General features: G+C 69.3%; 15 protein-coding genes. 5 read left to right on the top strand and 10 right to left on the bottom strand.

Annotated elements, in window-relative coordinates:
* Positions 1 to 4 precede the first annotated feature (4 nt).
* Positions 5 to 589 (bottom strand): polysaccharide biosynthesis/export family protein, encoded by a 585-nt coding sequence (locus ACK4K7_RS08295; protein ID WP_431865096.1) that lies wholly within the window; start codon positions 587 to 589, stop codon positions 5 to 7.
* Between the two features lie 370 nt (positions 590 to 959).
* Between ACK4K7_RS08295 and ACK4K7_RS08290 the strand changes: the two genes are divergently transcribed.
* A complete protein-coding gene (locus ACK4K7_RS08290) occupies positions 960 to 1184 on the top strand; it encodes a hypothetical protein (RefSeq protein ID WP_431865095.1) in 225 nt (74 codons plus the stop codon).
* A 47-nt stretch (positions 1185 to 1231) separates the two neighbouring features.
* Here ACK4K7_RS08290 and ACK4K7_RS08285 read toward each other — a convergent pair whose 3' ends face one another.
* The gene (locus ACK4K7_RS08285; RefSeq protein ID WP_431865093.1) at positions 1232 to 2389 is read right to left on the bottom strand and encodes a hypothetical protein; all 1158 of its coding nucleotides are present in this window, start codon (positions 2387 to 2389) and stop codon (positions 1232 to 1234) included.
* Positions 2386 to 3576 (bottom strand): O-antigen ligase family protein, encoded by a 1191-nt coding sequence (locus tag ACK4K7_RS08280; RefSeq protein ID WP_431865091.1) that lies wholly within the window; start codon positions 3574 to 3576, stop codon positions 2386 to 2388. The genes ACK4K7_RS08285 and ACK4K7_RS08280 overlap by 4 nt, the downstream gene beginning before the upstream one ends.
* A gap of 336 nt (positions 3577 to 3912) precedes the next feature.
* Here ACK4K7_RS08280 and ACK4K7_RS08275 point away from each other — a divergent pair, with 336 nt between their 5' ends.
* Entirely contained in the window at positions 3913 to 4137 is a 225-nt protein-coding gene (locus ACK4K7_RS08275; RefSeq protein ID WP_431865089.1) for a hypothetical protein, read from the top strand.
* On the opposite strand, the gene ACK4K7_RS08270 is transcribed toward ACK4K7_RS08275, so the two are convergent.
* Genes ACK4K7_RS08270 through ACK4K7_RS08245 form a run of 6 tightly spaced genes read right to left on the bottom strand, consistent with a single transcriptional unit; the run spans position 4134 to position 10104 of the window.
* Positions 4134 to 5009 carry an RDD family protein gene (locus ACK4K7_RS08270; protein ID WP_431865088.1) on the bottom strand — a complete coding sequence of 292 codons (876 nt, stop codon included), beginning with the start codon at positions 5007 to 5009 and terminating at the stop codon, positions 4134 to 4136. The genes ACK4K7_RS08275 and ACK4K7_RS08270 overlap by 4 nt on opposite strands.
* On the bottom strand, positions 5006 to 6010 hold the full coding sequence (locus ACK4K7_RS08265) for a stage II sporulation protein M (RefSeq protein WP_431865086.1): 1005 nt from the start codon (positions 6008 to 6010) through the stop codon (positions 5006 to 5008). The genes ACK4K7_RS08270 and ACK4K7_RS08265 overlap by 4 nt, the downstream gene beginning before the upstream one ends.
* On the bottom strand, positions 6007 to 7317 hold the full coding sequence (locus tag ACK4K7_RS08260) for a DUF58 domain-containing protein (protein WP_431865085.1): 1311 nt from the start codon (positions 7315 to 7317) through the stop codon (positions 6007 to 6009). Before ACK4K7_RS08260 ends, ACK4K7_RS08265 begins: the two co-directional genes overlap by 4 nt.
* The gene (locus ACK4K7_RS08255) at positions 7314 to 8270 is read right to left on the bottom strand and encodes an AAA family ATPase (protein ID WP_431865083.1); all 957 of its coding nucleotides are present in this window, start codon (positions 8268 to 8270) and stop codon (positions 7314 to 7316) included. Before ACK4K7_RS08255 ends, ACK4K7_RS08260 begins: the two co-directional genes overlap by 4 nt.
* The gene (locus ACK4K7_RS08250) at positions 8267 to 9472 is read right to left on the bottom strand and encodes a hypothetical protein (RefSeq protein WP_431865081.1); all 1206 of its coding nucleotides are present in this window, start codon (positions 9470 to 9472) and stop codon (positions 8267 to 8269) included. The genes ACK4K7_RS08255 and ACK4K7_RS08250 overlap by 4 nt, the downstream gene beginning before the upstream one ends.
* Positions 9469 to 10104 (bottom strand): DUF4129 domain-containing protein, encoded by a 636-nt coding sequence (locus ACK4K7_RS08245; protein WP_431865080.1) that lies wholly within the window; start codon positions 10102 to 10104, stop codon positions 9469 to 9471. The genes ACK4K7_RS08250 and ACK4K7_RS08245 overlap by 4 nt, the downstream gene beginning before the upstream one ends.
* Positions 10105 to 10215: 111 nt before the next feature.
* On the opposite strand from ACK4K7_RS08245, the gene ACK4K7_RS08240 reads away from it, so the two are divergent.
* The 3 genes from ACK4K7_RS08240 to ACK4K7_RS08230 are packed head-to-tail and all read left to right on the top strand — an operon-like array spanning position 10216 to position 11411.
* Positions 10216 to 10449: a hypothetical protein gene (locus tag ACK4K7_RS08240; RefSeq protein WP_431865078.1), complete on the top strand. Its 234-nt coding sequence runs from the start codon at positions 10216 to 10218 to the stop codon at positions 10447 to 10449.
* Between the two features lie 36 nt (positions 10450 to 10485).
* Positions 10486 to 10713, top strand: a complete 228-nt coding sequence (locus ACK4K7_RS08235) for a hypothetical protein (RefSeq protein WP_431865077.1) — start codon at positions 10486 to 10488, stop codon at positions 10711 to 10713.
* Positions 10714 to 10757: 44 nt separating this feature from the next.
* Positions 10758 to 11411 carry a TIGR04283 family arsenosugar biosynthesis glycosyltransferase gene (locus ACK4K7_RS08230; RefSeq protein ID WP_431865076.1) on the top strand — a complete coding sequence of 218 codons (654 nt, stop codon included), beginning with the start codon at positions 10758 to 10760 and terminating at the stop codon, positions 11409 to 11411.
* Here ACK4K7_RS08230 and ACK4K7_RS08225 read toward each other — a convergent pair.
* Positions 11408 to 13387 carry an alpha/beta hydrolase family protein gene (locus tag ACK4K7_RS08225; protein ID WP_431865075.1) on the bottom strand — a complete coding sequence of 660 codons (1980 nt, stop codon included), beginning with the start codon at positions 13385 to 13387 and terminating at the stop codon, positions 11408 to 11410. The genes ACK4K7_RS08230 and ACK4K7_RS08225 overlap by 4 nt on opposite strands.
* Positions 13388 to 13393 lie beyond the last annotated feature (6 nt).

Below are 13393 nucleotides of genomic sequence, written 5' to 3'. Positions count from 1 at the left end.
CCCCTCAATAGGGCCGGAACAGGCCGAGGATCGGCGCGCTCTGCAGGATGTCGCGCCAGATCGCGCGCGCCTGCGAGTAGCCGACCACCACGATGTCGTTGCCAACGATCGCAGGATCCTCCGCCTGACCTGAACGGATCGCGCGCACGTCGAACACGGCCCCCATCCGTTGTCCGTTGACGGTGCGAAACACCACCACCTCCTGAAGCGCGGCGACGCGAGTTTCGCCGCGGGCGAGTGCAAGCGCCTCCAGCAGGGTCGTCCGGCCCTTGATGTCGTAGACTCCCGCCTGGTTGACTTCGCCTTGCACGGTGACCTTCTGCGACACCGACCCGGAGACCGAGACGGTGACCTGCGGGTTTTCGAGATAGCGCGCGCCCAGCCGGTCCGCGATCACCGCGGCCAGTTCGGAGGCGGAGCGGCCGGCGGCGGCGACGCTGCCGATCAGCGGCAGTGTGATATTGCCCGCGGCATCGACCTGGATCGCCTCGGCCGAAAGCTCCGGTTCCTGGAACACGGCGACGGAAACGGTGTCGAGCGGTCCGATGCGATAATCCTGCGTCTGGAGCGTCTCTGACGGAGCCGCCATCAATTGATAGGCTAGCTGCCCATTCGGCAGCACCGCGCTCGCTTTGGGGCTGGAGGCGCAGCCTGCCAGAAGGAGGAAGGCTGGCAGAAACAAGACGATCGCCCGATACATGCGTACATCCCCGCTGAGGCGCCGCTCGCGTCCCGGCCGCGAGTCGACTCGGACCTTCGGACCCGATGCGCCCAGCAGGCCGGAAGGCAGGTTCGAACTGGATAAGCGGACACGACTCGAAGGGTGGACTATAAACGCATGTCGTTTAGGTTCAATGTCTTGCGTGACAAAGTGTGTCAACTTGAGACAGGTCGATCAACAATTGGAAATATGTGGTTTTTCCGGTATAAACCACCGCTTCCAAAACAGGGGATCTGCCATGCGCAATCTGAAGCTCGGGCTGTTCGGTGCGTTGCTCGTTGTGTCCTCCGTCGCCGCCGTGCAGGGCACCGCCCTCGCCAATCAGGGCAAGGGGAAAGGCAATACGCCAGTCGCCGCGCCGCCGAAGGGTCCGCCGGCCACCACTCCCCCGCCACACGCCTGCGCCAACAAGGCGCAAAGCAACGGCAAGGGCCATGCGAAGAACCCGAAGAGCCCCTGCTAACGCCGACGCCAATCCTTTGGTTGGGCCGTCGCACCGCCTCCGGCTTTTCAAAGGGGCCGGAGGCTGACCCTTCTGAAGAGCAGGACGGTCTCGCCGGGACTTTGCTTGCTCGCACGTAGCGTAACGCGCTGCTCCGGGCAGTCCGCCGCCGGTACCGCGAACGATCGGGCGATCTCGACCCAGCCGTCGCCAAGCGGGCGGCGGACGTCGCCCTCGCCGGACAGCGATCGGGGCCCGTTGGCGCAGGTGACCGTCCAGTCGAAGTCCTTTCCGCCGGAGCCCTTCCCCTCGTCTGCCTCGACGAACAGGGAATAGCGGCCCGGCGCCAGCAGGAGCGTCTGCTGCAGCATCGGCCCAGCCACCGATCCCACCGCTTTCACCCGAACCGCCGCCGGCGCGTCTCCTTCGGCGCGCTGAAGGCGGACATGTCCGCCGGGCAGTTGACGCACCCGCCAGCGAAAGGGCGATCCTCCGGCTTTGCTGCCGGCGGCGATCAGCCGTTCGAACCGCTCGTCCTCAAGCAGCGGCGGCGGTCCACCGCGCGCGAGCGCCAGCCGCGCGCTCCGCGCTGCGTCATGTCGCCCGGCAAGCATCAGATGGCCCACATAAGCACCGCTCTCTTCCTCCGTAGGCGGCGCGTCGGTTCGTTGCAGGTCCGCCAGCAGAAGACCGTGCGCTTCAGCCTGATCGGGGGGCAGGGGTTGGAGGCTTTCCATGTAGGCGCGTCGCCACCCAGGGCGAAGCGCGAGTCGTGCCGCCAATGCCTGACGCGCCGCGGGATCGATGGAGAGGCTGCGCAAGTAATCGGTCAGTTCCGCCGTGTCCTGCCCCTGCCGGAGCAGGGCGTCCGCGAGGAGAAGGACGGCCTCGGGATCGCCCCTGTCGGCGGCGCGGGCGAGCAGCCAGAATTGCATATGGATCCCGCGCGGGCCGAGCGACGCCCCCGCTTGCGCGATCCGTTCCGCATCCTCGGTCCGGCCTTGAAGCTCCCGCAGCCGCCCCAGCGTGGCGAGGCTGTAGCTGTCGAGCGGTGCCGGGGCCAAGGCGGGGGCGAGCAAACGCTCCGCTTCGGCAGGATCGCCGCGCTCCATCGCGATTGCCGCGCTCGCCGCTCCTTCCGAAGGTTCGCGCATCCCCTCCAATGCGGCGAAGGCCGCGACCGGGAGGACGGCGAGGCTGACCATGAACGTCCGAAGCGATTTCATCTTCGTTTCTCCGCGGCTGGGACGATGAGACCGCACAAGAAACCGAACAGAGCGGCGACCGAAAGCATGCGCAGAGGATAGTCGACCGCCGAGTGCAGAAGGATGAGGAGGATCGCCGCGAGGGCTGCCGTCCCTTGCGCGCGTTCCTCCCCCTTCGTTCCCGTCAGGTGCGCCGCCGCCAGGAGGATGAAGCCGAGAAAACCCGCTAGCAGGACCGGCGCGGCGATACCCGTTTCCAGCACCAGTTCGAGATAGTCGTTGTGCGCGTTGTTGAGTTCGGCCGGCGACAGGTTGGCGAATGGCTCGGCGGCCGGATAGACGTGGCGGAAGCTGCCGAGGCCCGAGCCCACCGGCCAGTAGGACCAGGCCGCTTCCAGCACGCTGGGCCAGTCCTCCAGCCGTTCTTCCGCCACCCCGCCCAGTCGCGCCGCAGCCGCGCGAACGGCCGACGACTGGAGCGCGAGCGCCGTCGCCAAGGCCGACACCAGGATCGCGCCGGCCGTCCTTGGACGCGTCCACCGGAACGGGCCGAGGATCAGGATCGTGACGAGCAGCGTCGGCGCAAGCGCGAGAAGGCCGAAGCGGGACATGGTGGTGACCACGCCGCCAGCGAAGACGAGGATCAGCATGACAGCGAGGGACGCGGCGGCGAGCCGCGCGCCCTTCAGGCCTCGCGCGGCGGCTGCGGCGAGCGGCATGGCGGCGAGCAGGAAGCTCGCCTGGTGGTTCCGGTTGACAAACAGGCCGGACGCGGAGTCCCGGGCGGCGGCGCCGTAGAGTGCGAACAGGCCGCTCTTCTGGAGCAGGCCGATCAGTGCGCTGACCAAAGCCACGCTGAGGAGGGCGAAGATCAGGTACCGCCGTACGCGCGTCGGCAGGAAGAGCGTCGCGAAGAACAGAGCGATGCCCGGCAGCAGTGCCAAGGCCGCGTGGACGGTTCCGGCCGGGTGGAGGCTGAGTGGCCGCCAGGCATCGGCGAGGCCGATCTGCGCATAGACGGCGCGCGCCGTTTCCCGCGCCGGCAGCGCCGACCAGACTGGCGCTGGCAGCGGCACAAGCTGGACGAGTGGCACGGCCAGCATGAGGAAGAGGAGAGCGATCGGAAGAGCGGCATGGCGCGGCCGGCGCAGGCGGTGCTCGATAGAGGCGATGTGCCAGAGGAGGGCGAGGGCGCCGATCTGAACCACGGCGCCGGGTACCGCATAAGCAGCGCCGGCGCCGCCGAGCAGAAGCGCAACACCGAAGACAGCACTGGTGGTGAGAAAGAGGTATCGTGTCGGCTCGGTCCGAGCTCGACGGTCGGCATGGGCGCGGCCGCTTCGACGTTGTTGAACGACACTGGCCATGGATCGGCACCCCGCGTCGACTTCCCCGGATCGAAGCTAGCGCAGGGCGCGCGCCCCGCACAACCGGCGCCGTCCCGCGCGGGGACAATATTATGAGGTACGAATCCGCTAGAGCCGAGAATGCGCCTGAGTTAAGCTGTATGTGCTCGCGTCCGGCGCAAAGTGGAGGGGTCCGCCATGCAGCTGCTCTGTCGTCTGGGTCTGCACGCAGCCGACGAACGCCAGGTTTGGAACGACGGTTTCTACTTCAGCCGTTGCGGCCGCTGCGGCGTCGATCTGTTGAAGCCCGGCGGCGGCAGCTGGTCTCGGGTACCGAAGGGGCAGCGGGTCGTCTGGCGGCCCCGGGAGCCGGACGAGATCGACTGGAGCGAATGGGAGCGCAGCCGGGAGCTGTCTTCCTAGCGGTCGTGCTTGTGCTCCCGGCGGCGGCCGAACAGCAGGCCGCGTTCCATGCGGGCGCGTGCCGCTTCGTAATAAGCGGACAGGAAGGCGCGGTCGTCGCCATAATAGCCGCAGTCGATCTTGCCGCGGATGGTGGCGGCGACGGTCGAGATGGTGTCGGCATTGTCGTCGCGCAGCACCTTCTCCAGCGTCTGAATCTCGAACACGCCATAGACGTCCAGCTGCGCGTCGGTGAAGCGATAGTCCTGACGAAAGGGCGAAGCGGCCGCATCGGCGCCGATCAGGTCCAGCCCCAGCTTCCGCTTGGGCGCGTGGATTATCCAAGTGCCCGCCAGGAGATCGCCGACCCGCAGCCGGTCCCGGTTGAACAGCGGGAAGAAGAGGAAGAGGCCGGCCCAGAGGAGGCCGAGCAGCGAGATCAGCCAATCGGATCCGCCGTCGCCCTGGCCCATCGCCCAGAAGGTGAGGGGGAGGTAGAATTCGATCTCACGCATCAGATTGCGGGCGATCACGGCGTCGGCGGTAAGCCGGGCGCCGTTCCGCGCGACGACGCGCAGGCCGAAGACGCGCTTGCCGATCGTCGCCGCGCGCGGGCCGATCTCCGACAGGATGAAGTAGAAGTTGCGCAGTAGGAAGAAGCCTATCAGCCACAAGGCGATAGCGATCTCTCCGCCCCCGCCGGCCAGGACGAAGATAGCCGCGATGCTGAGCAGGACGAGCACCACCGCCATCATCACAAAATCGATCAGAAAGGCGCCGAACCGCTGTCCGACCCCGGCGAGGCTGAGGCTGAGATCGATGCCTTCGGGCGTGACGAGGCTGCGCCGCTTGCGCCGCTCCGCCTCGACATAGAGTGCGGGATGCTTCGTCATGCCGTGCGCCGCCGCGGGAGATAATAGAAGCCGGCCCAGACCAGCAGCATCGTTCCGGCGATCATGTAGCGGACGATGTCGCTGGTGATGAGCTGGCGCCCATAGCCTTCGAGCAGGCCGGCCACGAACAGCATCAGCACGACGCCCGCCATCGCCGTGGCCGCCATGCGCCCCGCTTTGGTCGCGGCGGCCAGCCGGGGGAGGTCGCCCGGAAAGACGATCGCCCAGCCGATGCGAAGGCCGGCCGCGCCGGCGAGGATGATGGCGAACAATTCGGTCGTTCCGTGGATCGCGACCCAGCCGCCGAATTCGAGCGCGAGGCCGCGCGATGCAAACAAAGTCATCATCGCTCCCAGCATCGCGCCCGTATAGACGAGCAGCATCGCCGTCGGCACGCCGAAGGCGAAGCCGAGCGCGAAGCAGAAGATCGCCACTTGCGAATTGTGGGTGAAGAGGAAGGCGGCGAACACGCCGAGCCCATTCTCCTCCTCCGCGCCATAGAGCGTGTCGCGCAGAAAGGCGGTCTCGGCCCCGAAGTCGCGCCCGTTGGCAAGCTCGGCCGGAACGAAGGCGTGGTACCAGACGGGATCCGCGCCGACGAGCAGCGCGCCCGCCACCGCGCCCACCACCAGCAGCAATGTGGCGATCAGCGTCTCCTTCCAGAGGCTGCGCACCGCATCGGGCCAGTCACGGCCGAAGAAGGTGGCGGCCCGGCTCCAAGCGGAGGTGCGCACGCCGTAGACGAAGAAATAGGCGCGGGCGCACAGTCCCTCGAGATAGGTGATGAGTTCGAGATCGAGGGAAGTCTCGCGCGCGACCGACAGCGAGGACAGGGCGCCGCGGTAGAGAACCGGCAATGCCAGCAGATCCTCATCGGAGAGCGCGCGCACGGACTTGCGCTCGGCCGTGGCGAGGATCGCCTCCAGCCGGCGCCATTCCTCCTCGCGCGCCTCGCGAAAGCGGTTGCTGCCGGTCGCGGCCGAGGCGGGGGCGACCGTCACAGGAGGTTCCGCCGCTTGAAGCCGAGATAGGCGGACAGGAGGGCGGGACCCGCTTCGTCCGCCGGCGCCTCCAGCACATGGACGCCGAGGTGGCGCAGCCGGGTCAGCACCAGCCGCCGCTCGGCGAGCAGGGACGCGGCGGCGACGGCGCGGCTCACATCCTCCGCCTCGCGCGGTTCGGCCGCGGCGAGGCCCTCCAGCTCCTCGTCGCGAAGCACGACGAACAGGACGAGGTGCCGCTTCAGCAGCGTCGAGACGGCGGCCAGCATCAGCTCGGCGCTGATCGTGTCGGCGAAATCGGTGAACACCACCACCAGCGCCCGGCGGTGAAGCCCGGCGGCAAGCGTCGTCAGCGCCAGCGTGTAATTGGTCTCGTTGGGCGAATAGTCGATCGCGGCGGCGACCCGCTGCAGCAGCGCGAAGCTGCGCTGGCCGGAGACCGGCTTGCTGGCCACGCGCGGCTTGCTGTCGAAACCGAACAGGCCCACCCGGTCGCCGTCCTTCAGCGCCACATAAGCGGTGAGGAGCGCGGCCGAGACGGCGCGGTCGACGCGCGGCATGCCCGCCACCGGCTCGCACATCGCGCGGCCGGCATCGATCGCCATCACGATCTGGTTGTTGCGCTCGGTGCGATATCCCTTGGCGATGAGCGCGGTGTGACGCGCTGACTGCTTCCAGTCGATCGCGCGCCGGTCCATGCCCTGGCGGTAATCGGTCAGCGCATCGAACTCGGCGCCCTCGCCGATCTGCAGCTGGGCGCGCATGCCGTGCAAGGAATCGCGGTTCAGCATCTGCGCCCCGGCTTGGCGAACGGCGGAAATGTCGGGGGTGAGCAGCACCGGACGATCCAGCGCCGCCACCTTCTGGCGCCAGGCAAGGCCGAGCGGACCCTGCCAGCGCAGCCATACCCGCTCCAGCGTCCCGGTGCCGCGCCGCATGGCTCGCAGCGGGAAACGCGCGACCTCCCCCTCGCTGGGGCGAATGATCCGCCGATAGCCCTGCGGCGCTTCGAGCGGACCTTCCGCGCCGAGGGCGAGCTCGGCATGCGAAGGCGCGCGGAACGCGAAGGCCACCTCTACGCCGATCTCGAACATCTCTCCGACCCCGGCCGAAGCCGGCCCTTCCGCCGCGATCCGCGCCGCCTTGGCCGGCGCGGCCGCGAAGGCGTCGGCGACGATGAGGAGTAGCAACCCGGCGAGCAGCGCCAGCCCGGCGAGCCACGTCGAGGGCGCGGCGACGCCGATCAGCAGCGTCACCGGCGCGAGAGCGGCGGCGATCAGGATGGTGCGGCGGGTCGGGTAGATCAACGCGGCGCCTCGACCTCTTCGATCAGCCGATCGATGATGCTTTCCACCGGCCGGCCCTCGATCTCGGCGGCGGGAGCGAGCAGGACCCGGTGGCGGAGCACGGCCGGGGCGAGCGCCTTCACGTCGTCGGGGATCACGTAATCGCGTCCGTCGAGCGCGGCCCGGGCGCGCGCGGCGCCGGCCAGCATCGCGGCCGCGCGCGGCGAGGCGCCGCCTTCGAGATCGCCTGCCTCGCGGGTGGCGCGGACCAGCGCCACCACATAGTCGACCACTTCCTCCACCATCGGCACCGCGGCGACGGCGGCGACCGCTTCGGCGATCTCCGCCGCCTCGACGCGGCGCTCGATCCCCCACTCCTGAGGGCGCGGGGCACCGAAGCGGGCGCCGTGGGCGGCGACGATCTTCTTCTCCTCCTCGGCCGAGGGATAGCTCATCTCATGCTTGAACAGGAACCGGTCGAGCTGGGCCTCGGGCAGCGGATAGACGCCCTGCTGCTCGATCGGGTTCTGGGTGGCGATCACCATGAAGCGGTCGGACAGGCGATGGGTCTCGCCGTCGATGGTGACGGCGCGCTCCTGCATCGCTTCCAGCAACGCGGCCTGCGTCTTGGGCGGCGTGCGGTTGATCTCGTCGGCCAGCAGCAATTCGCAGAAGACCGGTCCGCGCGTCAGCGTGAACTGGCTGGTCCGGAAGTTGAACAGGTTGGAGCCGACGATGTCGCCCGGCATCAGATCCGGCGTGAACTGGATCCGCCCGAAGTCCAGCCCGAGCGCCCGCGCGAAACATTGCGCGAGGAAGGTCTTGGCCGTGCCCGGCGGCCCTTCGAGCAGGATGTGGCCGGAGGAGAAGAGCGCGATCAGCATCAGCTCCACCGCTTCCTCCTGGCCGACGATGGCGCGGCCCACTTCCGCGCGCACGCCGTCGGCGAGACGCTTCACGTCGCTTGGGTTCACTTGGTGATTTCCTTTTTCCAGTCGTGGAGGGCCTGCGCCGCCGCGAGCAGCTCGTGCCGGTTGCCGGCCGCGTGGAGGCGGTGGACCATCTCGGTAAAGCTCGGCAGGTGCCGCGGCGTCAGGCGGTTGAAATAGGCGTCGAGCGCGTCGCCGCGCAGGGTCGCAGGTGCGCCGGTCGCGCGCGCCGCCTCGAGCCGGACGAGATCGGCATAGGCGCCGCCGATATGATGCTCGCGCCCGACGAAGCGGATGAGGCCGGCGGTGTTTTCCACCAGAGCCGCCTTGCCGAAGGCGATGGCGCGCGCCTCCTTCGCTTCCGGCCCGAAGCGGAACCAGCCGTGCAGGCCGGCGAGCAGCGCCGCGACGAAGGCGGCGAGGGTGAGGGCGAGGAACGGCGGCTCGAAGGCGAGACGCAGCGGGTTGCGGGCGCTTTCGAAGCCGTTGACCACGAGGTCGAACCAGACGGCCGGCGACTCTTCGCCGCGGAGCCGATCCAGGATCTCCACCGCCATCGCGGCGCGGGCCGGATCGGCGATGCCGTGATTGTTGAAGAGGTCCGGCTCGGCCAGGATATAGAGGGGCTGGTCGGAAATGGCGGCGAGGAGGATGCGGCCGTCGTCGGTCGTCAGCAGCGGCTCGAGCCGGGGGCCGCTGATCGTTTGCGTTCTGCGGGGGAGCGGCGCCGAAAGGCCTTCCAGCGCGCCTTCGCCGACGGCACGGCCACGCGTCTGCGACTCTTCTTCCACCTCGACGGAGAAGTCTTCGGAGAGGATTTGCTCGGCGGCCGGTCCGAAACTGGGCGCCACGCCCTGCACCCAACTCGGCCGCAATTCGTCCGGCATCGCCGCCCATTTGGGGAGGATGAAGAGGGTTGGCAGACCGTCGCGGTCCGCGATGAGATCCGCCACGACATCGCCGCGGCTCATGGGCTCGATCACCGCGACGAGAAGGCCTTCGGCCGTCGCATGTTCGGCGCGGTTGCGGATGAAACCCGTCATCGTGGCGCCGTCATGGCCGACGAGCCGAACCAGTCCCTGGAAACCAAGCGCGGAGACGGACAGGGCATGGGCGCGGCGGCCGTCGCCGCCCGGCCGCAGCTCGTCGGCAAAGGCCAGCACCAGCAACAGGGCGCCGAAGGCGGCGATGCCGGCGGCGACGATGCCGGCGATCAGGCGCGGATTGAAGACGCGCGCGCCGCTCATCGCCGCCACCCGTCGGCGAAGGCGAATTCCTCATAGGCGGTGCGGCAGTCGCGCCAGTCGTCCGCGCCGAGCTCGCGGCCGCCGAACAGGCTGCGCTCGACTGCCAGGACGATGCGCCCGAAGGCGCGGCGCGGCGGCGCGGGAATGTCGTCCGCCCGGGCGATGTCGCGGCTGGTGAGGGCGGGGCGGACCAGCTTGGGGCGGCGGTGCGAGATGTCCTCGATGCTGCGGAAGAGGAGGAGGTGCGCCGCCTCGGCATAGCGGCCGTCCGCCGCCAGCCGGTCGGCCTCCGCGAGCAGCTGGCGGGCGGGGGCTTCCGCCGGCCGCCAGTCCTCGTCCGGCCCTGCGGCCTCCTTGCGGCGGCGCAGCAGATCGACACCCGCCAAGCGGACGGCGAGTTGATGAAGGATGAGAAGGGCGATTCCGGCTACGACCACCCAGAAAACGATCTTCAGCACCGGCATGGCGGCAGCGATCTGCTCGATCAGCCAGATCAGCCAGGCGGGCGGCTGCGGCTCCTGCCACGCCGGGAGTTCGAACTGGATCGAACCGTCGGCGAGCAGCCGTCGATGGGCTTCGGCGAAGCCGGCGTCCAGCGCCGCTTCTTCTCCCCCCGTCGTGCCAACGCCCATGTCCGTACCCCCCGATCCTCTGTCTAGTCGGCGGGCGCGCGGCGGCGCAAGGCCGAAGGGCCGGCGGAGAAAGGGAGGAAGCAAAATGCGGGTGCGGGACGTTGTTCATGCATGAACCGGATGCTCGTTCCCGTCGCTTTGGCTTCCCTCCTCCTCGCCGCTTGCGGGCGGCAGGAGGCGGAGCCCGTCCACCCCCAGGCGGTCGATCTTCATCTCGACGAGCGCCGCGCCGCCGAGGCGGAGGAGAATGCGCAGGCGGTGGCGGAGGCGCGGGCGCGGGAGCAGGAGCGGCTCGCCGCCGGCGAGGCGCGAATCCGCGACTATGAGCGCGGGAACCGCCAGTGAGCGGAGCCGTTGGCCGGCGAGAAGGAGAGTGACGCCATGACGGCGCAAGAACGCGACGAGGACCTGCCGCTCCACGAGGAAGCCAAGGCGCGCGAAAAATGGCGCGGCGGCGAGACGCTGATCGATGGCGGCGGCAAGGATACCGGCCGGCCGGCGAGCGAGGTCGATGATGCAGCGGCCGGCGGCGGTGGCGGCGGGGTCGATGTCGGGCATGACGGCCGCCCGGGCACCGGTCGGCCCGGGAACTTCCCGCCGCCCGATTGACCCAGCGCTTTCCCGCGGGCGGCGCTTCGGCTTAGGATGCGCGGATGCTGTCCGTGGTGATCCCGACGCTGAACGCCGCGCGGACGCTGCCCGCATGTCTCGAGAGGATGCGAGGCGCGCGCGAGCTGATCGTCGTCGACGGCGGCTCGCGCGACGGCACCCAGCGTATCGCCGAGCAGGCCGGGGCGCGCCTTCTGTCCGCGCCGCCGGGCCGGGGCGTTCAGCTCGCCGCCGGGGCGGAAGCCGCCAGGGGCGAGTGGCTGCTGTTCCTCCATGCTGACACTCTGCCCGCGTCCGACTGGAAGGCCGCGCTCGAAGCCCATGCCGATTGCTATCCCGGCCGGGCGGGCTGCTTCCGCTTCCGTCTCGACGATGAGGCCTGGCAGGCGCGGCTGATCGAGCGCGGCGTGGAGCTGCGCACCCAGCTGTTCGGCCTTCCGTACGGCGATCAGGGCCTGTTCGTGCCGCGCGCGCTCTACCGGGCGGCCGGCGGCTACCGGCCGCTGCCGCTGATGGAGGATGTGGACCTCGTCCGCCGCCTCGGCCGCCCGCGTCTGGTCGAAGCCGAAGCGGTGACCAGCGCCGAACGCTGGCGCCGCGACGGCTGGGCGCGCCGCAGCGCCCGCAATCTCGCCTGCCTCACCCTCTGGCGCTTCGGAATGAGCCCGGAGCGCGTGGCTCGACTGTACGAGGCTTAGCGGCCGATCGTCCGACGCAGCAGCTGGCCGATCTTGTTCAGCATGTGGGCGCGCGAGGTCGAGTCGCCCAGATCGTGCTCCAGACCCTGATAGACCTGCAGCTCGCTCTGCCGTCCCGCGGCCCGGAGCGCCCGGTCCATTTTTTCGGAATGCACGACCGCCACGTTGAGATCGCGGTCCCCGTGGAACAGCAGCACCGGCGCGGAAATGCGCTGCACGTTCTGCAGGGGCGAGCCTTCGCGGATGTGCGGACCGTTGCCGATGAACTCGGCGGTGTTGCGGTGGCTGGTATAGTCGCGCCGGTCGTCCTTCAGCTGCTGAAGGTCGGTGACCGGCGCAATCGCCGCCACCGCCTTGAACAGGCCCGGCTCGACCGCGGCCGCCTGCAGCGCCGCATAGCCACCATAGGACCAGCCGACGATCGCCAGCCTGTCCGGATCGGCGATGCCTTCCGCCGCGAGCCAGCGGCCGCCGTCGATCACGTCGCCGATCGAGGTCCGCCAGCTCCTGAACCCGTTCTGCTGTAGCCAGGCGTCACCGAAGCCCGCCGAGCCGCGATAATTGGGTTGAAGCACCGCATAGCCCTGTCCGGCGAGATATTGGGCGAGCCAGTCGAAACCCCATTCGTCGCGCGCGGACGGGCCGCCATGCGGCAGCAGCACCGCGGGCAGGTTGCGGCCGTCGCTGCCGGGCGGAAGCGTGAGGTATCCCGGGATTTGGGTGCCGTCCGCGGCGGGGTAGGAGATGGTGCGGACGTTCGCCAGCGGGACGGGCTCCAGGTCCGGTCGCACCAGCATGATCTCGTCCAGCTGCCGGCTCTGTCGATCATAGACGAAATAGCGGCCGGGATCGTTGTCGGCACCGGCGTGGATCAGGAGCTTGCGGCCGTCGCGGCTGGAACTCAGGAAGTCGATCACCGGCAGCTGCGGGATGGCCCGGCCGAGATCGCGGGCGAGGCGCGCATAGTCCTCGTCGAAATAGACGACGTGCCGTTTCTCCTCCGCATAGGTGACGCCGATCACGGCGCCGCCCCGGCGCGTGCGGACCGTGCCGTCCACGTCCACCCGCGGATTGGCGTAGACGAGTTCGCTCGCCATCGAGCCGTCGAGCTTCACGCGGTAGAGCGCGAACCGGCCGTCCAGCTTCTGGAGCGCGTAGACGGCGTTCAGATCGGCATCGATATCGAGTGGCAGGATGCCGTCGCCGGTGGCGCCGTCGAAGCTGCCGAACGGACGCCAGTCGCCAGACGGCGGGAGGTAGAAGAAGTTGGTGCGGGTGTCGATCTGACCGGTCTCGCCGCGCACGGTGCCGCGCATGCGCATCCGGATCGTGCCGCGGCCGTCGGTCATGTAGGCGAAGGCCCCGGACGTGCCGCCGATCGGCGTCGACCTACGCGTCGCGAGGTCGATACGCTCCACCGCCGTGGCGCCGTCGATCAGGACCCCGTTCTCGTCGTCCGGCAGCCAGTCGATCAGTGCCCCGCCGGACTGGGCGAAACCCCAGCTCCGGCGTGCGGTGCGCCAGCTCGTCAGTTCCTTGAGGTCTCCACCCGAAGCACTGGCCGAATAGAGCCGGCTGTATGGGAGAAGGATGCCGCCGGATTCCCGCACGATGCCGCCGACCGAGCAGACGAGCCGGCTGTCGGACGCGAAACTGCACCAGCGCAGCCGACCCGGATTGCCGTCCGAATTGATGATGACCTTCGGCTGCCGCGCGGTATCGGCGAGATCGACGACATAGCCGATCGTGCTTCGCCCCGGTCCCGGGCCGATGAACGCCACCTTCGTCCCGTCCGGGCTGATGTCCATCTGCTGCACGCTTTCGCGAACGCCGAACAGGATCGCCTGCCGGGTCGCCGGGTCGGCGGTCGCGGCGCCGCCGGCCGGCTCGGCCTTGCTGAACCGGCCGCCGCCCTGGGCCGCCAACGCGGCCGGCAGAGCGGCCACGGCCAAAGCCGCGATGCACATCCTCAACATGTCGAG

Origin of the sequence: Allosphingosinicella sp., assembly GCF_046295735.1 — a bacterium.
GTDB lineage: Bacteria > Pseudomonadota > Alphaproteobacteria > Sphingomonadales > Sphingomonadaceae > Allosphingosinicella.
This window is presented reverse-complemented; position numbering and strand designations above follow the sequence as displayed.